This is a genomic window from Telluria sp. Soil_C_11, from assembly GCF_057657395.1.
The window spans coordinates 310,677-334,907 of record NZ_JBDGIN010000004.1 but is presented as its reverse complement, the minus strand read 5'-3'; the positions used below and the strand labels follow the sequence as shown (position 1 = coordinate 334,907).

The following is a 24,231-nucleotide window of genomic DNA, read 5'->3' as shown; positions in this document are numbered from 1 at the left end:
CCCATGTATTTAAATGAAGTCAAGAATATCCTGATCGACGTGCTGAACCTGGGCGAGGCCGGCCAGTCCCTCGATGCCGATTCGCCGCTGCTGGGCAGCCTGCCCGAACTCGACTCGATGGCGGTGGTCACGCTGATCGGTGCGCTGGAAGAACATTTCGGCATCGCCGTCGATGACGACGACATCAGCGCCAGCACCTTCGAAACGCTCGGCAGCCTGGCTGCCTTCGTAGCCTCGAAAGCCGCCTGAGCATGACGCCGGCAAACGCGGCGCCGGCCCACGCGCCGGCCGAAGCCTTCTTCCTGCCGGTGCAGGACGGGTTCCGCTATTGCCTGTTCCATGTTCCGCAAGGCGAATGCCGCGGCGCGCTGGTCTACCTGCACCCCTTCGCCGAAGAGATGAACAAGTCGCGCCGCATGGCCGCGCTGCAGGCGCGCGCGCTGGCCGCGCTCGGCATCGGCGTGCTGCAGATCGACCTGCACGGCTGCGGCGACAGCAGCGGCGAGTTCGGCGACGCACGCTGGGACGGCTGGAAGCGCGACGTCGACGAGGCGCGCGCCTGGCTGCAGCAACGCCTTGGCCGCCCCGCCGGACTGTGGGGACTGCGCGTCGGCGCCCTGCTCGCGCTCGACTACGCGGCCGGCGCCGCGGTCCCGCCGCCGTCCCTGCTGCTGTGGCAGCCCGTCACCAGCGGGGCCGGCTTCCTGACCCAGTTCCTGCGCCTGCGCGTGGCCGCCGAACTGCTGCAGGACGGCGCCGGCAACGGCGGCACCAAAACGCTGCGCCTGCAGCTCGAGCAAGGTAAATCCCTCGAGATCGCCGGCTACGACTTGGCGCCGCACATGGCCGACGCCATCGAACGCCTCGACGCGTCGGTGCTGGCGCCGCGCGGCTGCCGCATCGACTGGTTCGAAGTCACGGCGGCGCCCGACCGTCCGCTGCCGCCCGCGGCCAGCCGCATCGCCGCCATCTGGCGCGCCCAGGGCATCGACTTCGGGGTACACCTGGCGCACGGCGATCCGTTCTGGACCACCCCGGAAATGAGCGAATGCCCGGCCCTGCTCGACGCGACCGGCGCGCTGTACAAGGAACCCAGCCATGCAGCCTGAAGAACGCGCACTGACTTTTCCCTGCGCCGGCGAGTGGCTGTACGGGGTGCTGTCGCTGCCCGCGCAGGCGTCGCAAGCCGCGCGGCGCGGCGTGCTGATCGTGGTCGGCGGCCCGCAGGTGCGCACCGGTAGCCACCGCCAGTTCACCCTGCTAGCGCGCAGCCTGGCGCAGGCCGGCATCCCGGCGATGCGCTTCGACTACCGCGGCATGGGCGACAGCGAAGGCGCGCCGCGCGACTTCGAACAGGTGCAGGACGACCTGCGCGCGGCGATCGACTGTTTCGTTGCCCAGGTGCCGGGAATGACGGAAGTGGTGTTGTGGGGCCTGTGCGACGGCGCCTCGGCGGCCGCGATGTATGCGCCGGCCGACCCGCGCGTGACCGGCCTGGCCCTGCTCAACCCCTGGGTGCGCACCGAAGGCGGGGCCGCGAAGGCGACCCTGAAGCATTATTACCGCAGCCGGCTGCTGAGCCCCGGATTGTGGAAGAAGGTCGCCAGCGGACAGTTCGATGCGGCGCAGGCCGCGACCTCGTTCGTGGCCCAGGTCCGGGCCGCGTTCGGCCGCCGGGCCCCGGCCGCGCAGCAGGACGGAGATGCCCCCGCCCTGCCCCTGCCCGACCGCATGCATGCGGCCCTGCAGGCCTTCGGCGGCAAGGTATTGGTGATGCTGAGCGGCGCCGACCTGACGGCGCAGGAATTCGCCGGGCTGTCGTCCGGCTCGCGCGACTGGGAGCGCCTGCTGGCCGGCGAGCGCGTGACCCGCCATACGCTGCCCGGGGCCGACCACACCTGCTCGCGCCGCGAATGGCACGAGCAGGTCGTCAGGTGGACCGCGGCCTGGATGCAGTAAGCGGCTGGCGCTTCAGGCGGCGGCCTTGATGCCGTGCCGCCCCATCAGGTCGTACATGGTCGGGCGGCTGATGCCCAGCATCTCCGAGGCCTTCACGATATTCCCGTCGGCCCGGGCCAGCGCTTTCACGATCGCCTTGTACTCGGCCTCGTCGCGCACCTGGCGCAGGTTCAGCGGCTCCTCTTCCGCGCCGGCGCCGGTATCCGGCAAACCGAGATCGTCGGCGACGATGGTGTTCCCGTCGGCCATGATGACGGCGCGCTTGATGCAGTTTTCCATCTCGCGCACGTTGCCCGGCCAGGCGTAGCCTTCGATGGCCGCCAGCGCGTCCGGCGAGAAGTGCAGCGAGGAGCGCGCCTCCTGGGCGCAGAACTTGTTCTTGAAGTGGTGGGCCAGCAACGCGGCGTCGCCTTCGCGCTGGCGCATCGGCGGGATGTTCACCACGATTTCGGACAGGCGGTAATACAGGTCTTCGCGGAAGCGGCCCTGGGTGCACAGGTCCTTCAGCTTCTGGTGGGTCGCGCAGACGATGCGCACGTCGACCGGGATTTCCTCGTGGCCGCCGATGCGTTCGATCACGCGCTCCTGCAGGAAGCGCAGCAGCTTGGCCTGCAGCGGCATCGGCAGGTCGCCCACTTCGTCGAGGAAGAAGGTGCCGCCGTGGGCCAGTTCGACCTTGCCCTTGGTCTGCTTGGCGGCGCCGGTGAAGGCGCCTTTCTCGTAGCCGAACAGTTCGCTCTCGAGCAGGTTTTCCGGGATCGCTGCGCAATTGATCGCCATGAAACGCTCTTTCGAGCGGGGCGACAGCGCGTGGATGGCGCGCGCCAGCACTTCCTTGCCGGTGCCCGATTCGCCCAGCAGCATCACCGAGGCCGAGGTCGGCGCCACCTTCTCGATGGTGCGGCAGACCTTCAGCATGCCGGGGTCGCGCGAGATCACGCCGGCCAGCGGCGAATCGGCCTGCGACTGCTGCATGCGGCGGTTTTCCTGTTGCAGGTTGTGCAGGAAGAAGGCGCGCTGGATCACCAGGTTCAGCACCTCGGGGTCGACCGGCTTCTGGTGGAAGTCGTAGGCGCCCATGCCGATCGCCTTGACGGCATTGTTGTGGTCCTGGTTGCCGGTCAGGACGATCACGCGCGTGTCCGGCGCCAGCGCCAGGATCTGCTGCAGCGTGGCCAGGCCCTCGGTGGAACCGTCCGGATCGGGCGGCAGGCCCAGGTCCATGGTCACGACCGCGGGTTCGTGGCGGCGGATCTGGGCCAGCGCCGCCTCGCGGTCGCCGGCCACCACCACCTCGTAGGCGTCGAGGCTCCAGCGCAGCTGTTTCTGCAGGCCCGGATCGTCTTCGATGATCAGGAGTTTCGGTTTGGTTTGGGTCATGGATTTCCTCTCTCGGGAATCGCTCAACTGAGCATGGCCGCTGCCGGCTCGTGATACAGCGGCAGCACGACCTTGAAGGTGGTGCCGAGCCCGGGCTGGCTGCTGACTTCCAGCGCGCCGCCCAGCTCGGTGATGTATTCGCGGCTCTCGAACACGCCGATGCCCATGCCGGCCGACTTGGTCGAGTCGAAGGGCTTGAACAGGCGCTCGCGGATGAACTCTTCGCTCATGCCTTCGCCGGTGTCGGTGATCTCGATTTCGACCGCCTCGGCTTGCCCGTTCGCGTCGCGGCGGCCGAGGCGGATCACCACGTGGCCGTCGCGCGGCGTGGCCTCGATCGCGTTCTGGATCAGGTGGCCGACCACGCGCTCGAGGCGCTCGCGGTCCGCCATCACGGTCAGCCCCGCCACTTCGACCACCAGCTGCGGGCGCGGCTCGAAGGCGCTCTTCAGCGCCACCGCCTGGCGCACCACCTGCTCGACCGCCAGCGGCAGCGGCTTCTCGGCGTTTTCGGTGCGGCTCAGCTTCTGCAGCAGCAGCTTCATCTTCTGCACCGAATGGTTCAGGGTTTCCAGCATGTCGCGCTGGAATTCGGGGTTGTCCTTGTGCTTTTCCGCGTTCGCGTTCATCAGCGACAGCTGGGCCACCAGGTTCTTCAGGTCGTGCACGACGAAGGTCGACATGCGGTTGAAGGACTCGAACTGGCGCGCCACCATCAGCGCGTTGGCGGCATCTTCCTGGGCCAGGTGGCCGGCGGCCTGGCTGCCGGCGATCTCCAGCAGGTCGGTGATCTCCCAGTTCAGCTTGAGCGGGCTGCGGGCGCGCTGCAGCACCAGGAAGCCGAACAGCTTCTGGTGCAGGATCAGCGGCACCACCAGCCAGCGGCGCGGGTAGTCCAGCAGCCAGGCCGGCACCGCCAGGCCCTCGTACTTGTCGGGGCGGGCCACGAATTCGTCCAGGTCGACCACCCACTGGGTGCTCTCCAGGAAGCGGCAGAACGGCGAATTGGCCGGTTCGAGCGTGTCGGCCGCCGGCGCATGCCAGCGCGCGCGCGGTTCGTAGCGCCCGGCGTCGTTGCGCAGCCACAGGGTGCCGCCCGGGCTTTCGACCAGCGCCGCCATCGCCTGGATCGTGCGGTCGGCCAGGTTCGGGCCGCGTTCGGACAGGGTGCGCGTGAAGCGCATCCATTCCTCGCGGTAGTCGTAGTTATAGGTGAAGAAGTGCTTGTTGATCGAGACCTTCAGCCAGGAGCGGAAGGTACCGGAAAACAGGATCACCAGCAGCAGGCAGATCGCGCCGAACAGGAAGGCGGCCTGCATCACCGTGCCCCAGCGGCCGCCGAAGAAGCGCAGGTAATAGCCGGCCGAACCCATCGCCAGCAGGTAGACCGCGGAGCCGAACAGCGCGGCCGAATGGAACATCACGCGGCGCGACACCGCGAAGGACGTGCTCCACGACTTGCTGCGCGCCATCGAGGCCGCCACCAGCGGCACGATCAGCGCATTGATCACGCCGCGCGCGTTCCACAGTTCCGGATTCAGCTCGCGGAACAGCATCATGTTGGTGTACAGGTAGAAGTCGTAGGCGAACATGCCGCCGATGCCGAGGCAGACGAACTTGATCGCCCAGCGCTCTTCGATGGTCTTGTTGCGGTACACCTGCTCGACCAGCAGCATGCCGTACACGGCCAGGCAGGCGAAGGCGGTCACCACCGGCAGCGCGCCGAGGGCGTTCAGGAGTTCGAAGCGGAAGTGCCCGGCCAGCAGCGCCGCCAGCAGCACCAGATAGGCGCAACCGGCCGCGAACAGCGAAGGACGCAGGCGGAACGGCAGGCGGCTGCTGTCGTCGCGCCAGTGGCCCAGCAGCGCCACCAGGAACACCGACCAGGCGCCGTCGCGCAGCACTTCGATCGAGCCGGTGAGCGCGGTCCAGAGCCGGTCGTGGCGGGCGTCCCAGGCCAGCACGGCGGCCCACAGCGCGGTCAGCAGGCAGGCGGCGGACAGGGTCCCGCGCTGGCTGCGCCCGCTCCATCCCGACAGCCTTGGCAGGAGCAGCAACAGGTAGCCGGCTGCGGCCAGTGCGTAACTATAGGCGGCGATATTGGTCACGATGGATGGTCAGTAAGCCCCGGCGGCTGGACGGCTCGCGCCGGCCGGGCCGCGGCAGGGATCAGCGTCCACTGCGGAACAGGACGACTTTCAGGGTATCGATCAGGATCAGGACGTCGAGGAACAGGCTGTTGTTCTTGACGTAGTACAGGTCGTACTGCAGCTTTTGCAGGGCGTCCTCGGCGGACGAGCCATACCCGTAGCGCACCTGGGCCCAGCCGGTGATGCCCGGCTTGACGCTGTGGCGCACGTTGTAATACGGGACCACTTCGATCAACTGCTCGACGAAGTAAGGGCGCTCGGGACGCGGGCCGACGAACGACATCTCGCCCTTGAACACGTTGAGGATCTGCGGCAGTTCGTCGATGCGGGTCTTGCGCATGAAGTTGCCGATGCGGGTGATGCGCGGATCGTTCTGCTGGGCCCACTGCGGCTTGCCGCCCTTTTCGGCGTCGGTGCGCATGCTGCGGAATTTGTGCACGAAGAAGGTCTTGCCGTCCTTGCCCACCCGCTCCTGCGAATAGAACACCGGACCGCGGTCTTCCAGCTTGACGGCCAGCGCCGCCAGCAGCATCAGCGGAAAGGTCAGCGCCAGGATGATCACGCTGCACACGATGTCGAAGCTGCGCTTCATGAAGGTGCGCACGAAGCTCTGGTCGAAGCCGCCGCCGAACACCAGCCAGGACGGCTGCAGCGAGTCGACCCGGATCTGGCAGGTCTCGCGTTCGAAGAAGGTGGCGGCGTCGGTGACCTTCAGGCCGGCCAGCTTGCACTCCAGCAGTTCCTTGATCGGGAAGCCGCCGCGGCGGTTCTGCACCGACACCACGACTTCCTCGACGTTGTACTGGCGCGCCAGCGACACCAGGGTATCGCCGTCGCGTCCGTTCAGCAGGCTGGTCGAGGGTACGCACAGCTCTTCGTTGGGGGTCGGAATGAAGCCGGTGATGTTGTAGCGGTGGTAGTTGGCGCTCTGCAGGGCCAGGTCGCTGCATTCCTTGGCCAGCGGTCCGCTTCCCAGGAACAGGATGCGCGTCTCGAGGAAACGCAGCTCCGAGCTCTTGAAGAAGATCATCCGCGCGATGAAGATGCCGGCGGCGGCGATCGCGAACACCAGGGCCAGGATGCCGCGCCCGAAATACAGGTCGGGGGCGACGTAGAACACCAGCGTCAGGATCAGGAAGCCCATCAGGAACGAGGGCATCAGCTTCATGAAGAAGGGATTGCGCAGGCCCTCGTTGAAGTCGAGCTGGTACATGCCCATCGCGCTCATGCTGAAGATGATGGCGGCGGTGAAGGCAATGGCCGAGGTGAAGAAGTGGTCCAGGTGGTCGATGTTCGACAGCATGACCGGCTGGCCCAGCTCCATGAATCGGACCGCCGCGCCGATGTAGGCTGCGCCCAGCAGCACCAGCACCTCGACAAACAGCAAGACGAAGACGATCTTCGATACGTAATGGTTGGAAATCTTAAGCACGCTACCCTCCGGTATTCTTCTTGATTACATACTGCAGTGCTTAGTGGGACAAATTATGCACGTACCAGTCCATGGCTGCCTTCAGCCCCTCGCCGATCCCGTGCGTGGGCGCATAGCCCAGCAGCGCGGTGGCCTTGCCGATGTCGGCCTGCGAATGGCGCACGTCGCCCTTGCGGAACTCGACATGGACCGGCCGGTGCGTCGTCACATGGGGGAAGCGCGGCGCCAGCAGCGCGCACATCATCTCGTGCAGCTGGTTGAGCGAAGTGCGGTCGTTCAGCGCCACGTTGTAGACCTGATTGACCGCTTCGTTGCCGGCCATGGCCGCCAGCAGGTTGACCTGCACCACATTGTCCACATAGCAGAAATCACGGCTGGTCTCGCCATCGCCGTTGATGCGCAGCTCCTCGTTGCGGATCAGCGCCGCCACCCACTTCGGAATCACGGCCGCGTAGGCGCCGTTCGGATCCTGGCGCGGACCGAAGACGTTGAAGTAGCGCAGGCCGATCGATTCCATGCCGTAGGTACGGCCGAACACGTCGGCGTAAAGCTCGTTGACGTACTTGGTCACCGCATACGGCGACAGCGGCTTGCCGATCTTGTCCTCGACCTTCGGCAGGCCGGGGTGGTCGCCGTAGGTCGAGCTGGAGGCGGCGTACACGAAGCGCTTGACCTTCGCGTCGCGCGCGGCCACCAGCATGTTCAGGAAGCCCGTGATATTCGTGTCGTTGGTCGCTTGCGGATCGGCGATCGAACGCGGCACCGAACCGAGCGCGGCCTGGTGCAGCACGAAATCGACGCCCTCGCAGGCGCGCTCGCAGTCTCTGGGCGAGCGGATATCGGCCTGCAGGAAAGTGAAGTTCGACCAGGCCGCCTCGCCCACCAGTTCGCGGACCTGGTCCAGGTTATGCTGGTGGCCAGTGGCGAAGTTGTCGAGGCCGGTAACGCGCTGTTTCAGCTTGAGCAGGGCTTCGACCAGGTTCGAGCCGATGAAGCCAGCAGCGCCGGTCACCAGCCAATGGTAGCTGTGCTGGCGTAAATGCTGTTGGACATCTTGAATCTTGTTCACGTTAGGGCACTTTTACTGATAGCGCAACCGTCCGCGGACGCGGACGGCTGGATGAATAGTATTACAGGCGCCAGACACAGTAGCCGGCTTCGCTGATCGCCTTCGGATCGAACTGCGATTTGACGTCGATGAAGCAGCCGTTCTCGTTCAGCTTGGCCTGGAAGTCGAGCAGCGAGCGCGCCAGCACTTCCTTGTGCGGCACGGCCACCACCAGGGCGTCGGCCTTCGGCAGGTCTTCCCAGCTTTCCAGCTTGATGCCGTATTCGTGCTGGGCTTCCTCTGCTTCGGCAACCGGATCATAGACATGCACGTCGCAGCCGTAGGATGCCAGTTCGTGGACGATGTCCGCGACCTTCGAGTTGCGCAGGTCCGGGCAGTTTTCCTTGAAGGTCAGGCCGATCACGTTGACCTTCGAACCCTTCACGTGGAAGCCCGACGAGATCATCGACTTGACGGTCTTTTCGGCCACGAACTTGGCCATGCCGTCGTTGATGCGGCGGCCGGCCAGGATCACCTGCGGGTGGTAGCCGACCATCTCGGCCTTGTGGGTCAGGTAGTAGGGGTCGACGCCGATGCAGTGGCCACCGACCAGGCCCGGACGGAAGGGCAGGAAGTTCCACTTGGTGCCGGCGGCCTTCAGGACTTCGAGGGTATCGATGCCGACCTTGTCGAAGATGATCGCCAGTTCGTTCATCAGGGCGATGTTCAGGTCGCGCTGGGTGTTCTCGATGACCTTGGCGGCTTCGGCCACCTTGATGCTGGAAGCGCGGTACACGCCGGCCGTCACCACCGACTCATACAGCTTGGCGACGCGGTCCAGGGTGTCGTCGTCGTCGCCGGATACCACTTTCAGGATGGTGGTGAGGGTATGTTCCTTGTCGCCCGGGTTGATGCGTTCCGGCGAGAAACCGACGTGGAAGTCTTCCTTCCACTTCATGCCCGATTCCTTTTCCATGATCGGGATGCAGACTTCCTCGGTGGCGCCCGGGTAGACGGTCGATTCGAACACGACGATCGCGCCGCGCTTCATGTGCTTGCCGACGGTCTTGCTGGCGCCGGCCAGCGGCGTGAAATCGGGATTGTGGGCGATGTCGACCGGGGTCGGCACGGCGACCACGATGTAGTCGGCCTGCGACAGCAGTGAAGGATCGGTCGTCACTTCCAGGTGTTGCGCAGCTTTCAACTGCTCGGTGGATACCTCGCCGGTCGGATCGATGAACTTCCTGTAGTTTTCAACCTTGCTCGACGACAGGTCAAAACCGATCGTTTTCGACTTTTTGCCGAACTCGACAGCTAACGGCAAACCAACGTATCCCAAACCTACTACTGCGACGATTTCATCTGCTTTCATATCGCGTTCCGTAAAATTTAATTTTTGCAATTCTGTTAATTTTAAATATAGCATGGAAACAGAATCGCCCTCAACCACCGACTCAGATTCACTTTAAAAAACAACAGCATGCGCCAAGGCAAGGTAGTCCGTAGAGGCCGTCCTCCTTCGTAGCTTAAGTGCAATATTAGCATTTTTTAAAAGACAATCTTTTTTACTGTTGGCTATCGTGCGCGGGGGAACTATTACCTTTGTTCATGACTGAAATCCGGCAACAGCAGGCGTGCCGCGCGGACTTGCGTCGGAAAAATGGCCGAAAGGAGGCCCCGGCAGGACGACATTGGCGCTGTCGGGTGGAGGAAAACGGAAAGGAAGGGGGATATGTAAGGGTGGCGCGGCTGGCTGGGATCGAACCAGCGACCCTTGGCTTCGGAGTCACAGGCTCTGCATTTTAGTGCATGTGATTGTTGCCTGAGTGAAAAGGGCACTGATCGTCTCCCTCTCAGTATCCGACACGAGATTACCGAAAATTTCTATACATCAATACAGATCGCTTTTCATCGCCGCTTTGCGTAACCCCGGCGTAACCCGGCTCGCCCGCGTAAGTACAACCATACGGCCGTGAAAACCTTGTTCGTGTAGCGTTGGCAGGCATGTCTGACCTGCCAGGCTGTTTACAAGAATGAGCACACCATCGTCGTGGGTTACCGCTGCAATAGCTTCCCTCCTGAACGTATGGAAATCGTTACCGATCGAAGTTCGCTGGCGCTGTCGATTCGCTGGTGTGACGCAGCACAGTGATCAAGCAACGTCAACTCCGAAGCGCTTGCACAACCCAAAAATACCGTCCTCGAATGTTTCTGACGAGCGGTGCAATTTCCAGTCCGCACCATGCCGTTGAAACATCAGCATTACCCGCCCACGGCTACCGACAGCACCGTGCCCCGATTGCCAAGCGACCAGAACCTCGCCCCGTGCGGTATCGATCAACTCAGTTGTAGAATCGACCGCTGGCAGACAGTGATGCCGTGCAGCGCGGACATTCATGCTCACCGTGACGGCAATCTTCTCGATCTCCGGCGGCACCTGGTCAAGGTCAATCTCTAGAGCTTCGCTAGCGTGTCGCTCGCTATCCTTGTTAATTCCACTGTTGCGCACCGAGCCGCAGGGCGAATGGCGCAAGATTGCGTTAGTATCAGGATCGGTTGCCCAGTTTGAGATGAAGTCCGCATCGCCACGCACTTGGCCCACAGGCGTCAACAGAAACGCACATGTGTCGACACCGTAGGGAGCCGCTGCACCGATCAACGACCAGCGCGTACGTAGGGTCAGACGTGGGGGCATGAACGCCGCCAGTTTAGCTTTCGCACGCTCTGCGTAAGCACCGTCAGAATGGGCGATCATGAAGGCAGTCCAACTTGCCTTGCTATCGGCATCGCATGCCGCGCGCCAAGCCAACTCTTCAGAGTCGACCGAGCGCGCTGCGGGCGCCAGCCGTGCTAGCGCAGAACGGGCTTCAACAGCATATGAACTGGACGGATGGGCAGCAAGGAAAGCCGCATAGGCCTCGCGTGAATCAAGTGCCTGCGCAGTCTGCCACGCCATATCGGCACGGGCCTCCAACATGCCGGGGTCACGTTCCACGGCTGCAGGCGCCATAGCAGCTGGTGGCTTGTTCACGGGAGCACGTGCACCGCTGGACATGGACCAGCGCACACCTTGTTGGATTAACCCGCCGCCCAGCGGATCGAGCTTGATCAGGTAGTTACAATTTTCGTCGAAATGTCTGGCCAGCGCGGACGGCAGCGGCAAAGTGAGCTGATCTGGGCCAGTCATATGGCCCTGCAGTTCAATCCAGTTCTCAGCGACATCCCAGTCGTGCAAGTGCAGATAAGGACGGGGGTAGCCCCAGCGCTTAAAGCATGCCCGTACCACGCCATTGACCAGGTTCGGCCCCGTAACGACGAGACCGACGCCTCGTTCTCCAAACCCGGTCTCTGCCAACCTAATCTTATACATCGCCATCTGTTCCTCGCTATGCGTGCGCACGCAGCGCCTTAAGGATGTCACCTAAGCGCGCATTAGCCTCGACATTGCCTGAGACGCCGGCCAGATAGTCAGCGTTGGTGCGGATCGTTGCCTGAAGGCCTTGCAGCCAATCGGTCAGATAGGTCTTTTCATAGTCAGCCGACGTTTCAGTTAACGCAGCCATCGGCGTGGCTGTCTCACGGCTCGCGAAAATGACTTGGCGGGCCCCTAGCAACGTGTCGATGCCAACGCCGCTCGGATTGCATGGATAGTGCCCGGCAAGGTCAACGAAATGGTTCCAGCGATTGGTTACGGGGGCAATCTGGCGCCAGCGCCACGTCCCCGTCTCGGCCCGGAAACTGCGATTCTTACGCACGTCTTCCGCAAGCTCGTCCACAAGGCCCGTCTTGCGCGCAGAGACTTCCAACTCGCGCGCAATGTCGAGTAGATGCTGCGGCGTGACGCCGTAGTAGTTCAGCACTTGCGGTGCCCGGGTCAGATCAGCAACCCCCGCCTGCCACGCAGCAATGACAGTCTCAACAAAAATATGCCCGAAATGGCGCTCTGCTACGACGGGGCGCGGCGCTGCCTCGACCGGCGTGAGCCCAAGCATTGCCGCTGTTTCGGCATCGAGCTCTTCAGGTTCGGGTGTCGCTTGCGCCTTTTCGATAGCCCGATCTGGTATCGCAGCCTGTTCGGACTGATAGAACGCAGCACGCGCTGCCTCGTCGTCCAGTTTAAGAGAGCAGATGAGTTCGCCCAGACGCTCGCGCTTGAGCAATGGGGCAAGCGCGAGCAGCAGGGTTTTGGCCAGCGCAGCCTTTTCGCTACGCAGTTCGCTGACGTCAGCGCTGATGTAATGGCGGCCCAACGCATTGGCGACTCTGCGCGCCAGCAGCGCCAACTGCTGCCGTACCTGGTTTGCTTTGACTTGCGGATGGCAGATGGGGACCAGCGCCTTCACGATGCGCATAATGCCGCCATCGTTGAGCAACATGGCCTCGTCCCAAGCGGCGGCTGGCTCGGCAAAATGTTCGTGCACAAGCGGATTGTCGAGGAACGCACCCCGCAAGGTCGCGATGAACTCTTGCTTATCAGGGCGCACCGAGGTTTCTTGTGCGTTCCCTGCGCCGCCATAGGCGAACAAGGCGTCTTGACGGAAGTTAGGGTTGCGCAGCCAGAAGGTGTTCTTGAATTGCCCCCTGTTATCCCATTTTTTTACCCAGTCGGTCCGGTGTGCGTGCGCCGCGAAAGGTTTAAGGAGCGAGGCTTCGAGTCGCGTGGCCCAGCGCGTGCCATCCACGCCCTTGCCGGCGCTTTGCTCAAAGGCCGTATCGAATTTCGTCAGCACGAACAGCAGGGTGGAAGGTACCTGGCTGCGATCTGCAGCAGTGGCCCCATGAGTCAATTCGATCCAGTTCTCGATGAGTTCACCTAAGCCGACCACTTCCTGATTCGACGGCCCGACGCAAAGCAACATCGCGGAGAGTTCGCGCTCTTCGGCATACCGTTCGAACAGGTATGCCACTTTACCCCGAAGGAAATTCTCGGCGCGGATGTCACGTTCACCCAAGCGCTGTCGCGGTTGCGGCTGGCGCGAGCGCGCGCCAGGGAAGTCCAGTAGATCGGTGTGAGCGAAGAACGGGTGGGGACAATGCGCCAGATTGATGCGAAGTTCCGACACCAGCGCCGCGAGCTCAGCGCGCTCCAACTGGACCGCGGAGCCGTTTGGTCCGACCACGTTCACCAAATCGCCCGGGGCTTCCCCGAGCATGCTCAGGGTCGCGACATCGATAATGCTGTGGGTCGAGCGTTGCCAGCTGTCGCCGCGAACATCGAACAACACCGCCGGTTCGCACGACGCCGAGCGCGCACCGCCCAGTTGCATCAAGCGGCCCTGCAAACGTCGGTAGATATCCGTATAGCTGGGCAGTTGTTCCCATAGGGTCGAGAACAAAGCGACGCGCGCTTCCGGTCCAAGGGCAGGCGCAAGCTCGATCGCTTGCTGCCAGAATCCAAAGCGTCGCAGCGCCTTCATGCGTGTGTTGCTGCCCAAATGGCCGTTCACGTACGCTTCCAGGTCATACACCGCTTCAATCGCGATGCCAGCGCCAGCCCGTACGTGACCGCGAGCAGCAGCGATGGCCTGGTCGATCTCGGCCTGATGCTGCTCAGGTTCGCTGTCGTCTGGATGTTGGACATCGGCAGCGAACGAGTTGGCGAGAATCTTGACGACATCGATCTCGGTCAGCAATCCCACCTGCACCGGAAAGGCTGGCGTTCCCAATGCGCCAGGCTGGTAAGTAAAGCGCGTTACCAAGCCAGTCGATTCCTTACCGCCTTCTGGATTGATCTTGGCGAGGAAGTCTTCTTGGCGCTCCCCAAATAAGGACAAGACGCTGCCGGCTCGATCGCGTGCAAGTGCCGAGATCAAATAGGATTTGCCGGCTTGGCTTGGGCCAAACACCCCGACCGCCATTTTGGCGCCGGCGGCATATTGCAGCCGTTCAGCGCTGACCACGGCCATGCGTAGTTCGCGCGTCAGCATCGCGTCAGCGCGGACGGCGTCGTCGCCGGACTCGCTGCACCATGTAAGCGCTTGCTGGCAGGCGCGTGCCACCGAGGCGGCGGCATCCTTGAGATTGTCGTTGTGCTCCAAGTGTGCTCCCGCTGTCAGTGGCGCTCGAACAGACCGGTATCGATCCAGTGGCCGTGTTCGTCTTTAAGTGTCTTCAGTTGTAGTGCCAGGTCGCGCGCCGGGACCATATGGCCGTCGGCGGCGCTGATCTCTTCGATCTTGAACATGCCTTCATCAAACGTGGCGTTATCTTCTTCGGCTACGGTGCCGGCCCGATTGCGCCGGTAGCTGAGTGTGACCCGGTAAGGTACGCCATGACGGATCGCCGTCTCTTTCGCACTTTGGCTAGCGAAGCTTAAGTAATAAAACGGTGTCGCCGTCCAACGCTCGAGAGGCAGCTGTCGGAAGCCGATAAAGATCGGGCCAACAAAGTCGAAGGTATGTTCCTGCTCCTGATCGGCCTGTGCGTCTAAGTCGATGCCCGAAAAAAAGCGATCGGCGGCCAAAATCTGCCCGCTTTTCTGCATGAGCCCGACATGGCGTACGGTCGAGACTGGCTTGAGCCTCGATGTCCTGCAGTGGAAGTTCAGGAGATCGCCTTCGGACAGTGCACACAGCATTGCTCCTACCACGCCGGTCGTCTTCGGGTCGGCGATGACGCCACCCCGGCTCCAGAACGGATACCAACGCTCGACCTGATAAGTGTTCATCGGCACTATGCGCGAAGCCGGCAATGGCGGGCGCCTCTGAACCACCGCCTTCACGGCGGGCAGACACGACGGCCGTCCCGACAGCAGTAGTACGTCACACGACCAAGCCGCAACGGCCTCGCACAGATCGCGCAGCACGGGCGTTACGACGTTTTCGATGGTGCGCGCCACCTCAGCCAAGTTGACTGGATTCTCCCAGTCGCGCAGCGAAAAGCCGGGTAGGCCATGCTGCATGATCGGTTCGTCCAGATAGCGCAAGACTTCCGCGCGCGGCTGACTACTCCCGGCAAACACGTCGGCAAAACGAAGCGTAAATGGCGTCGTTGCTGCCTCGGCCAATGACGTTTGTTCGGCCTGGCGCAAGATCGCAAGACCCATCGGAACCGCGTACTGCTGGGCAAATTGGCTACGCAGGTTACGGTCCTGTTCAGACAGGCCAGCGTAGTCACGGCACAGGCGCGACGTTAACACGGTCGCGGCATCGGCTAGCCCACGCTCCGCCAGCGCCACCTCCAGGGGCGCGAGCACATGGCGCTCAATCACTGCTTTTAAAATATTGTCGCCGGCCAGATTAAACCCTTCGCGAAATTCCTGAACCGGTTCCAGCAGCGCGGCTGCACCGGCCGACTTATCGACGTAGGTTGTCACGATCAGGTCAGTGGTACCACCGCCAATATCGATGCTGGCCACACGGAAGCACGGCCGCTCACCGTGCGCGGCGCGGCGCTGGCCAAACACGCTGAAATAAGCGCTAGCGTCACCTGCATATTTTTCGGCGACTTCGTTATACACGTAGACCATCTGCGTGGTGCTGGCTTCGTCCCATTGGCAGCGCACTATAGGCGGCGCTTGGTACGCAAAGCGCACGTCTTGCCCGCCGTCTTCGTCGATCCAACCGAGCGCGCGCCACAAGGTTCCCACCGCCCAGTTGGCTGAGCGCTCAAAAATCTGCCGCTCGGCGATCGTCATCGCCGATGGCACCGTCAAAATCACAGTACGCAGACGACGTGCTAGGTCGCTGTTCTGCTTGATCGCGCGCTGGGCGGGCGAATTGATCTGCACGAGTGCGTGCGCCAGGATTTCACAGAGCAGAAAGCACATCAGCGAACTGCGCGAAAACATGGGCTCGGTAACCGGATAGGGCTCCTGGTCGCGTAGCAAAGGATCGCGCTGCGCGCGCGGATCCTCTAGCACATGCAGCGGGGTGCCCTGGTTATTCACGAAGCCAGCCAGCAAGCCGCTGTTCACCGGGGGTTCCTCCCCGTTCGGCTCGTCGGGGTCGGGACAGTAACGCCACTCCTGTAGACGCGCGCCGCGGTCCCAAAGATAGCGCTTGGGACTCGACATGGTGGTCTGGCCCTCGTCACGCCGCGAACCCAACGCGACACGCGCTGCCTCAGGCCCGACCCGTACCATTGACGGCCATTCGAAAGCGGCGCGGCGCCGCCCGCTGCCACGCGCATGCCCATGCGGATCGCCAAAGCGCATCTTAACGAACGCCAGGTTCGAGCCAAACGGCTCCGTATGGCGCTGCAGGGGATCAGACAGGTCGCGCAACTCCAGCACCGCACTGTTCGACAGTGCCAGTCCTTGTTCGGGACGGCGTTCGAGCAACATGCCAGCAGTACGCGAATTTCCGATATCGAGCACAAGGTCAACGTCAATCGGTTCGTTGCGGTCTGGGTCAATCAGGCGCACCGAGGGAATCGAGCCAGCGTTGTGCAACAGATCGACGAAGGTGATGTAGCGCGCGAGATGTTCCAGCTGATAATCGAACTCTTCAGTGCGTATCGGTCTGCCGGGGCGACGCCGCCGTAGCAGCGCGTAGTGCAAGTCGCGCAGCCATTCATGGACCCAGTCCTGTGCCAGGAACCACGCACTCTGGCTGACATCAGCGACCAAGGCAAACTCGGCGCCGTCGCGCACGTCGCGCTCGCGCGGCGCTGGATACGTCTGCTCATCGCTGCTCTCGTGAGCAGCTTCCAGGTTGGTATCGAAGGCAATCGTCAGCTGGTGGGTGTAACGCCCCTCGGGATCGTCCCATGTGCAAAGACGAGCGCGTACCCAATTGCTCGGACCGTTGCGGAAGTGCGGCGTCTCGGCCCCTGCCATCACTTCGCGTCGGAAGAATGGCAGGGGTACCCATTGGTTCAGGAAGGGTTCAACGGCCTTCTCTGCACTGGTTGCGTAGGCCGGCTGGATTGATTTGCCGCCTTGCCCAGGGCGTGGATCGGTTGCCGGCACACCTCTCGCTAGGTCGATGTAGCGACCATCTTCTTCTTTCAAGCACATCAAATGCCAGCGCCGCTCATCGCCAGACGCCCCGTCGTGGTACTCCCAAAACTGGATCTGGCTCTTCGGGATGGCCTTCAGATTCAATCCAATGTCCAGAAATTGAAGTGTGCCACCCGGGATCAGCGCGACGCTGCCGCGATACTCCGGTAAATGATGTTTTTTCATTGTTTGTTTTCCGTCGACGCGCAATGCGCCGCAATCTGGCCAGCCTGATCTCGCAGTGCCGCAATCTCGGTGCGCAATTGCTGCTCTTCGTTGTCGCCAGACAGGGCAAGGCTATCCGGCACAGTGCTGCAGGCCCGCACCAAAAAACCAATCAGCAGTAGCGCAAGTATGGGTAGCAGCAGGTACCTCAGCAGGCTCCATAGACCGCCATCCCAATGGCCGTGCCAGCGTACGTCCTGACTGGCCGACACCTTGTACGCTCCATCTGCCGCAGTCGGCCTCCTCACTGGGGGAGCCACGGGTGAGACCGGTGGCGTCACACGTACGGTCGGCTTGCGCGGCGGCCCCGCTTCGAACACCTTGCTCGTCTCGGGCTGGGTTTGTTCAATCGGTTCGTCTTGATGCACCTGGAGTGGCTCGCTGGCGGTCACGTGTTGCGGCTCAGGCGCCGGTTCGGGAACCGCGGAAGGGACGGCGGGCTCGGTTGCCACCACGGGCGGCGGCGCATCTTCCGTGGGCTGCATCAGTTCGCTTCCTGCACGGGCCGATCCTATCGTCCACAGATCGACGGACCGTTCGTTGCCCGTCACAAGACTGCAGCCCCACTCCGCCAGAACTGGCTGGCCGCCGACAGAAAACAGGCAACGCGCCGGATCGGTCACGGTAAGCATCGCGCGGAATGTGTCAGCACGCGTACCTGCAGTCTGCGCACCGCTCGAGATATAGCGCTCCGCCACACTTTTGATTTGCGCACGAAGCTGATCCAGCTGACTCCACAAGGCTTGCTTGGCATCGGGCGGCAATTGCGCGACTGGCACGATCGGCCCGTCTGCCCCCGTATACCACGCGATCTCGCCGCGTACAGGATTGAGCTGCGGCTCGGCGAATACGTCGCCTACCGTGCGATTGCCTGTATGTTGCACCAGCAGGCGCCGCATCTGCCCATAAAGGTCGAGCACGGACTGCCCATACACGCCTCGGATATCAACCGCTGCGCGCGCTGTCACAAGGGGGAGTTTTCTCATCGCAGTGCTCCAGCAGAGCAATGTTCGCTGGCTTCAGTAAAGCGTGCGCCGTGGGCGCGCAAGAATGTGCTTAGGTCTGCCGCGCTCAGCGCGTAGAGGACGCGTCCAGCAAACTCGCTGGACTTGCTCACAAAGGTGTTGACGCCAACGACACGCGCGCAGCGGTCCACGAGCGGACCACCAGAATTGCCGGGCGAGATATCGGCCGTATGAATCACCAGTTTGACGCCGTTGTCTTGAGGCTGGGTGACGCTGACTTCGCCAGGCGACAGCACTGTCTCCGGCGCTTCTCCGCCCTGTCCCTGTAACAAATTTGCCAGGCGCGGATCCGTGCGCATCACGAGACCCGGATAACCAGCTGCCACAACCGGCGCAAGCCGACTGGCATCATCAGCAATAGCCAGCGGCATCGCGGCCACAGGGGCTGAAAGACGCAGTAAGGCGAAGTCGGGAGAACCTACCTTGCTCGTTGGCGTAGCTGTCACCACGCGCGCCGGCAGCACCTTACCCAATGTGCGACTCGTCACCCAGACACCGTCCGAGCCAGCGCTCTCAACCACGTGACTATTCGTAACGATCAGCTCGGGTGTCACGAAGAAGCCGCTTCCATGGGCATTCTTACTAATGATGAGCACAACTGCGGCATCAAGCATTGCGGTCAGCTGTTCTGGCGAACGAGGCTGTCCATCCGTAGGCGTAACGGGCAGCGTACCGCTCTGCGGAGGAATTGCCCGGTAGGCGTTATATTCTGTGCCGTGTGCACGCAAGTCGGCCGAGGTGCAGCCGGCCGCAACAAGCGCACTGAGGCGATCGCGCTCGCTACGCAGCGATGCCAGAAGCAAGCCACGCTGCGTCGCCGCGGTGCCCGACGCACTGGCGCTTGCGCTTGTGCGCGTGAGCAGAAGCACGGTCGCTAGCGCAATGGCGAGCGCAACGACCGTGTACCACCAGACGCGCGAGCTCATTGCCGGGACACCCTTAAGAAGCAACTACCGCTTCTGCCCATGCACTTCACTTGGCAGGTGAAAGCGAGCTGGTGCGCTCATTGTTGGCAACCAATCCAAGCGCGAGCTCTTTTTCGCGAATCACTTCAGATTCCGCGTTGAACAGCTTAGCCCGGTCAATCCATTTACGGGCGGCGACCGTGTCTTTTTTGGCAGCCGCATGATCAGTCAGCGTCATATATTGGCTGACGATGTTCGACACCAGCTCCTTGACTTCGCCGCCACGATAGGTACCGGCCGGGTCGACACGGTGGATCGTGTCGAGGCAGGCTTTGGCCGATTTTTCAGGCGGGTCGGTGAATTGCGCGGCCTCGGCATACGAGCGTGCACGCCGGAGTTGGTCGTCGATCTCAGCGCGATCATCGGCGCTCAGCTTCACATCAGTGGGGGCGCTCACTGTACGTAAGGCAGTGTCACCGGGCTTAGTTGCAGGCCCGGCTTTTAGCCACCAGAAGCCTCCGCCAATTGCCAGCAACGCCAACAACACCACGCTCACTACCGCCAACGGCGTCTTGTTATTGCTGTCGGTGTGACGGCGAATACCATTCGCTTTACAGAAACTGGACACGTAATCCTCTGCCACGCGCGGGTCCAGTCCCGCCTTCTTACCCGGCGCAGCAATCACCACCTGATCAAGGCAATCTTTTTCTTCTTTCTTGTCGAGTTCTTTGTCGTTATCAGTGGATTGGTGTAGCCATTTATCGAGTGTGGCAACTAGTTGCCGTTCCGAGACAGCACCGTACTGATCAAGCACTTTGCGCAAAGTCAATTCGATTTCAGCCACCGCGAAGCCGCGCGCTGCCGCCTCTTCTTTGATGCCTTTCTCTTCGTCGCGATCCAAATAAAAGTCGTCTGCAACCGAGGCGGCGATGCGATTTTCGAGCCAAGCCTGTTCAGTGTCGTTCATATGATTCCTTATTAGCGGTGGTAGTGAGTGCAAAGTTAGGGTTAAGGCACGGCCCAAGAAAACAGCCCAACTTTTTGTTTTACGTTGTGGGCGCGGCAATAAGCCAAAATCGCTGCCTGTGCAACCTCATACCGAAGTCCATGGCGAAAGCCTGGACGCGACTTGCAAACCAGTTGCACAGCATCGTCTTTTTCTTTCGCATCGAGTTTCCGGTCACTAGCCGTGAAGCGGTGTAGTGCACTATCAAGCTCGCCAAGTAGTCTCAACTCGTTGGCCGCCCCCATGCGCTCGAGCTCAAGGTCCACAGCGTGTTCGACGGTCGTTACGTCTCGCCCGGTCGTGGCAACGCCATGCGCCACAAAGGCACGGTACTCATCTACTGAGCAATAGTCGTCAAAGACGCGTGCCGCGATATAGGCGCTGAGCGCAGCCAAGGTCTCTTGCGCTTTGGCAGGATCGTTCGGAGGGGATAGGTTTACGGCCATGAGTTACACACTGCATAAGATAAGTTTGACGATCGACGTTGCGCGGTACCGTCGGGTCAGCTTGGAAGGGCCGCTGCCGCTTCCTGTCGTTTATGGACGATCGATGCCCACAGTGCTGCGCCGACAAAAGCGATGCCGATGAGTCCAGTGAACAGGTCGGGAATGTGATAACGCGCGCTGACCAGCATGATTACGGCTAGCAACCCGATAGCATAATGAGCGCCATGTTCGAGATAGACGAACTCTTCGAGCGTGCCTTGACGGACCAGGTATACGGTCAGTGAGCGCACGAACGTCGCGCCGATCGCCAGGCCGAGCATGATCAGGACAATGTCATTGGTGATCGCGAATGCCCCGATCACGCCGTCGAACGAAAACGACGCGTCGAGTACTTCAATGTAAAGGAAGGCGCCGATGCTGCCTTGTTTAACGAGCGCAACGGCACTCCCGGCGCTGGACTCACCTTCTTCAGAATCATCGTTTTCAAGCAAGCCACCCAGGACGCCGACCGCAACATAAACAATGACCCCCCAGATGCCAGCGGCCATCACCGATTCGCTTTGGTCAGGCTCGACCATCGCGCTGGCGGCCACAACAGCCACCAAAGCCACCAAGACCGGCACACCACCGATGCTGCCAAGTGCGCTCAGGGGGCGCTCAATGTGGCCGAGCCAATGCACATCTTTTTCGTCATCAATGGCGAAATTCAAGAACACGAGTAACAGGAATGCGCCGCCAAAGGCCGCAATTTGAGGGTGGTGAGTGGCCAGCTGCGCTGAATACTGATCGGGCTGGTGCAGAGCCATCGCCCAAACCTCTGCAATGTTTAAGTGTCCAGCAGTAGCAACGATCACTAAAGGGAAAAGAAGGCGCATGCCAAATACGGCAATTATTACGCCAAGGCTAAGGAATAACCGCTGCCAGAAGACGTTCCAAGTACGCAGCACTGAGGCATTCACAACCGCATTGTCAAATGACAGAGACACTTCCATTATGCCGAGTACAGCGGCAACATAAATGGCGGCTGCGGCGCCGGCTAGCCCAGAATGTGCAAAACCCCACGCTGCCGCACAAGCTAGGCAAATAGCAGTAACAACAAAGGATGTGGTGAAGTTTTTCACGGTGCGAAAGAGTAATGGAAATGGGTAGGCTCGACGGCAAGCGTGCGCAATTCTCACAAAAAATCACATATTCGTAGGCGCGAATTATGATCAATCGTATATTAAATTTTATTATATATTTTTAGCAATAACAGGAATTATCGCTCTAAATTTTATGATGGCGTATAAATGCAACACCACACCTAACTTAGACAATGTGCCGTTTTCTCGGCCTATTGAGTAGCGGTTTTTAGGTCTAACAGCTATGGCCGGCTGGCAGTGTGTTGGCCGCGTCGGCCTAGCGACGAATCGTCTGGTGCTGGCTCTTCAGCATGTGCTTATCGGCTATCGGCGCATGGTGGAGGCTTACGAAAAGACTGCTGGGCGCGTTGAATCCAAGGCCAAAAGCAGTCAGTGATAATTAGTGAGTTTTTTTGCAAGCTTGGCAGCGTATCATTCCTCTCTGCAATAGCAGTCGCTACTACAACACCTAGGGAATAATATGGGCTCGATGAGCATCTGGCACTGGCTGATCATTCTTTTCGTTTTTTCTACCTACATCGTCCCTGTGTGGCGGATCATTAGTAAGGCTGGATATTCTGGAGCCTGGAGCTTCCTCAGCTTTATTCCGGTGCTGAACTTCATCATGCTGTGGGTTTTTGCATTCAGCCGCTGGCCAAACGAACGCACATGAAGGCAGTCCTGCTCGGGTTAGTGCTCGGGATTGCAGGACTCTCAGCCCAGGCCCAGCGTGCGCAAAATCCTACGCCGCCTGAGCAATCCCATTACACCCCAGCAGTCTCACAGAAGATGCGCGAGCTGGCCTGCCGTGAGCAGGCCGCCCGGGACATGCAAAAGCCCGTCGAACTTCCGCGAGGGACAACGCGTGCGTGGGCATTTGAGCGAATCCAGCGCGAACGGCTCTGCTTAGCGCAGGCCGCCGAGCCTAACGAAGCCGAGCTGCAGACGCATCGCCACTACAAAGCCGAGGATGGACATCAAGTCCACTCACCAGCGAAATCGACGTATGATCAGCTGCCGACCGGTGCTAGTGCGAAGTGTCGGGATGGTAGCTACTCGTTCAGCCAGCATCGCCGCGGGACGTGTTCGCATCATGGCGGTGTAGGCGTGTGGCTCTAACAACCGCGACTTTTCCGAGCAGTGTGTAGCGAACCTCAAGAACGAACTCTCCTAAGGCCACCATTATGAAACCTAAGCACTACCTTGCCGCCCTCACCTTTGGAGCAGCTTCGTTCGTACACGGTGCCGACACTTCAAGCGTGATCGCCCGAGGTCATAAGATCTCTGTTGGCGACACTGCCGACAACGTGTTTGCTACGCTGAAAAAGGAAGACATGGTGAGTCAAGACATAGAGAAGACGGCCAACGGCCTGAAGCTCACCAAGCATTACAAGGTAGATGGTAAAGCCTTTGTACTGGTCTTCGCCCGTACAGGCGCTGAAGGCCCGTACACAGTCATTCGGATCGATTCTGGCGGCAGTTCCGGCCCCGGTAACACTGCCGCAGCCAAGGGCACTGCTCTCACCAGTCCGAAGGCATTTGAAGCGACGGATTTCTACCGCAAGTACAAGCCGAAGAAGGAAAGTTGGAAGATCACGAACGGTGACACCAACAACTCTTACCTGATTGACGACACCGAGAACCCCGGCCAATCAATCGGCATCGAGATCACCGAAGGCAAAGCCGGTACAAATTCGGCCTCTGTGTCCTGGATAGGCACATCAAACCTGAAGCCTGCACGCATGACCAAGACGAAGGAAAGCTTCTTGACCGAGTTCCTGCACGCGGCCAGTCCAACCACCAAGGCCGACGACGTGATCAAGTACATCAAGAAGGTAGGCAGCAAGAACTATGAGGACGGATCGAACGCTATGCCACGGACCACTATCGGTGGACTGCACATGCATAGTGGCAGTGTTGGATCGAGCCTGATTGTAGGGCTAGAGCCGTAAAAAAAATCTTAAATTGCTCAATAGACCGCGACCAATGCCTGTGACGGGGAGTACGGCATCGTCGACCGTAACGAGAGTAGCACACCGACCGCCTACGGTCCGATGGCACGGCGCCACTTGGTCGCAGAGTGCAAGTAAAAATTTCGAAACACACAGGCATCCTTGGTCACGTACGACAGCATCTGCGCGCTGTTAAACCTGGTCGGGGGCGCAAGCTATTCATCAGCAGGAGATACCACATGAAAGTACAAAAGGCCATCCGTTGGTCGCTACTGGTCGGCACAACGCTCGCAGGCATCCAGGCGAACGCCGCAGAAGTTCAGATCCCGCGGACGGCGCCCGACAAGGGGAAATACTTCCTTCTGGATTCAAACACGAAAAACGGGATCACGACGACCGTCCATAAGCGGGTCGGCGTCAATGAGACCGGCTATTCGAAGACGGAAATCAACTGCAAGACGATGCAGTATCGCGACATGGGCTACGGCGAAGCAGGCCCTGACAAGCTGAAGGCGGTGAACGGGCGTTGGACAGACGTGTTAGATGGCTCGAGCAAGAGCGACCTAGCGCGCTTCGCTTGCAGTCGCAAGCCGTAAAGCGCGTTCACGGGCCGGCTTCGTCCGGTGCCACAGTGGCCCTGC

Annotated in this window: 19 protein-coding genes and 1 pseudogene; 7 read left to right on the top strand and 13 right to left on the bottom strand. The window is 61.1% G+C overall.

The genetic code is table 11. The features are described 5' to 3' along the window. The first annotated feature begins 3 nt into the window (after window positions 1-3). From AC3A6M_RS09550 to AC3A6M_RS09540, 3 genes are read left to right on the top strand one after another with little or no spacing between them, the layout of a single operon-like run. Entirely contained in the window at window positions 4-249 is a 246-nt protein-coding gene (locus AC3A6M_RS09550; protein ID WP_487852484.1) for an acyl carrier protein, read from the top strand. 2 nt (window positions 250-251) lie between these two features. Continuing rightward, window positions 252-1,109, top strand: coding sequence for a hydrolase 2, exosortase A system-associated (locus tag AC3A6M_RS09545; RefSeq protein WP_487852483.1), 858 nt, complete (start codon window positions 252-254; stop codon window positions 1,107-1,109). After that, entirely contained in the window at window positions 1,099-1,959 is an 861-nt protein-coding gene (locus tag AC3A6M_RS09540; protein WP_487852482.1) for a hydrolase 1, exosortase A system-associated, read from the top strand. The genes AC3A6M_RS09545 and AC3A6M_RS09540 overlap by 11 nt, the downstream gene beginning before the upstream one ends. Before the next feature lie 12 nt (window positions 1,960-1,971). Here the strand turns inward: AC3A6M_RS09540 and prsR are convergent, their stop codons facing one another. From prsR to AC3A6M_RS09475, 13 genes are all read right to left on the bottom strand, one after another. Beyond that, window positions 1,972-3,339 carry a PEP-CTERM-box response regulator transcription factor gene (prsR, locus tag AC3A6M_RS09535; RefSeq protein ID WP_487852481.1) on the bottom strand — a complete coding sequence of 456 codons (1,368 nt, stop codon included), beginning with the start codon at window positions 3,337-3,339 and terminating at the stop codon, window positions 1,972-1,974. A gap of 23 nt (window positions 3,340-3,362) precedes the next feature. Next, window positions 3,363-5,447: an XrtA/PEP-CTERM system histidine kinase PrsK gene (gene prsK, locus AC3A6M_RS09530; RefSeq protein ID WP_487852480.1), complete on the bottom strand. Its 2,085-nt coding sequence runs from the start codon at window positions 5,445-5,447 to the stop codon at window positions 3,363-3,365. Between the two features lie 61 nt (window positions 5,448-5,508). Next, on the bottom strand, window positions 5,509-6,921 hold the full coding sequence (locus AC3A6M_RS09525) for a TIGR03013 family XrtA/PEP-CTERM system glycosyltransferase (RefSeq protein ID WP_487852479.1): 1,413 nt from the start codon (window positions 6,919-6,921) through the stop codon (window positions 5,509-5,511). A gap of 40 nt (window positions 6,922-6,961) precedes the next feature. Beyond that, entirely contained in the window at window positions 6,962-7,990 is a 1,029-nt protein-coding gene (locus tag AC3A6M_RS09520) for an SDR family oxidoreductase (protein ID WP_487852478.1), read from the bottom strand. A 61-nt stretch (window positions 7,991-8,051) separates the two neighbouring features. Next, on the bottom strand, window positions 8,052-9,341 hold the full coding sequence (locus AC3A6M_RS09515; protein WP_487852477.1) for a nucleotide sugar dehydrogenase: 1,290 nt from the start codon (window positions 9,339-9,341) through the stop codon (window positions 8,052-8,054). Between the two features lie 780 nt (window positions 9,342-10,121). Continuing rightward, complete coding sequence (locus AC3A6M_RS09510; RefSeq protein WP_487852476.1) at window positions 10,122-11,345, bottom strand: TerD family protein; 1,224 nt, start codon at window positions 11,343-11,345, stop codon at window positions 10,122-10,124. A 10-nt stretch (window positions 11,346-11,355) separates the two neighbouring features. Next, window positions 11,356-14,007 (bottom strand): virulence factor SrfC family protein, encoded by a 2,652-nt coding sequence (locus tag AC3A6M_RS09505; RefSeq protein ID WP_487852475.1) that lies wholly within the window; start codon window positions 14,005-14,007, stop codon window positions 11,356-11,358. 14 nt (window positions 14,008-14,021) lie between these two features. Next, complete coding sequence (locus tag AC3A6M_RS09500) at window positions 14,022-17,096, bottom strand: virulence factor SrfB (RefSeq protein ID WP_487852474.1); 3,075 nt, start codon at window positions 17,094-17,096, stop codon at window positions 14,022-14,024. Further along, the gene (locus AC3A6M_RS09495) at window positions 17,093-18,121 is read right to left on the bottom strand and encodes a hypothetical protein (RefSeq protein ID WP_487852473.1); all 1,029 of its coding nucleotides are present in this window, start codon (window positions 18,119-18,121) and stop codon (window positions 17,093-17,095) included. The genes AC3A6M_RS09500 and AC3A6M_RS09495 overlap by 4 nt, the downstream gene beginning before the upstream one ends. After that, window positions 18,118-19,086 carry a trypsin-like peptidase domain-containing protein gene (locus AC3A6M_RS09490; protein ID WP_487852472.1) on the bottom strand — a complete coding sequence of 323 codons (969 nt, stop codon included), beginning with the start codon at window positions 19,084-19,086 and terminating at the stop codon, window positions 18,118-18,120. Before AC3A6M_RS09490 ends, AC3A6M_RS09495 begins: the two co-directional genes overlap by 4 nt. A gap of 46 nt (window positions 19,087-19,132) precedes the next feature. Beyond that, window positions 19,133-20,032, bottom strand: coding sequence for a hypothetical protein (locus tag AC3A6M_RS09485; RefSeq protein ID WP_487852471.1), 900 nt, complete (start codon window positions 20,030-20,032; stop codon window positions 19,133-19,135). Window positions 20,033-20,073: 41 nt separating this feature from the next. Then, complete coding sequence (locus AC3A6M_RS09480; protein WP_487852470.1) at window positions 20,074-20,517, bottom strand: hypothetical protein; 444 nt, start codon at window positions 20,515-20,517, stop codon at window positions 20,074-20,076. A gap of 56 nt (window positions 20,518-20,573) precedes the next feature. After that, window positions 20,574-21,638 carry a DUF475 domain-containing protein gene (locus AC3A6M_RS09475; RefSeq protein ID WP_487852469.1) on the bottom strand — a complete coding sequence of 355 codons (1,065 nt, stop codon included), beginning with the start codon at window positions 21,636-21,638 and terminating at the stop codon, window positions 20,574-20,576. A gap of 481 nt (window positions 21,639-22,119) precedes the next feature. Between AC3A6M_RS09475 and AC3A6M_RS09470 the strand changes: the two genes are divergently transcribed. The 4 genes and pseudogenes from AC3A6M_RS09470 (at window position 22,120) to AC3A6M_RS09455 (ending at window position 24,186) form a co-directional block, all read left to right on the top strand. After that, window positions 22,120-22,311, top strand: coding sequence for a hypothetical protein (locus AC3A6M_RS09470; protein ID WP_487852468.1), 192 nt, complete (start codon window positions 22,120-22,122; stop codon window positions 22,309-22,311). Between the two features lie 254 nt (window positions 22,312-22,565). Next, window positions 22,566-22,757 (top strand): annotated as a pseudogene (locus AC3A6M_RS09465) (DUF3761 domain-containing protein); the annotation flags it as partial. Between the two features lie 65 nt (window positions 22,758-22,822). Further along, window positions 22,823-23,590, top strand: coding sequence for a hypothetical protein (locus tag AC3A6M_RS09460; RefSeq protein WP_487852467.1), 768 nt, complete (start codon window positions 22,823-22,825; stop codon window positions 23,588-23,590). Window positions 23,591-23,829: 239 nt separating this feature from the next. Then, window positions 23,830-24,186, top strand: a complete 357-nt coding sequence (locus tag AC3A6M_RS09455; RefSeq protein WP_487852466.1) for a hypothetical protein — start codon at window positions 23,830-23,832, stop codon at window positions 24,184-24,186. Window positions 24,187-24,231 lie beyond the last annotated feature (45 nt).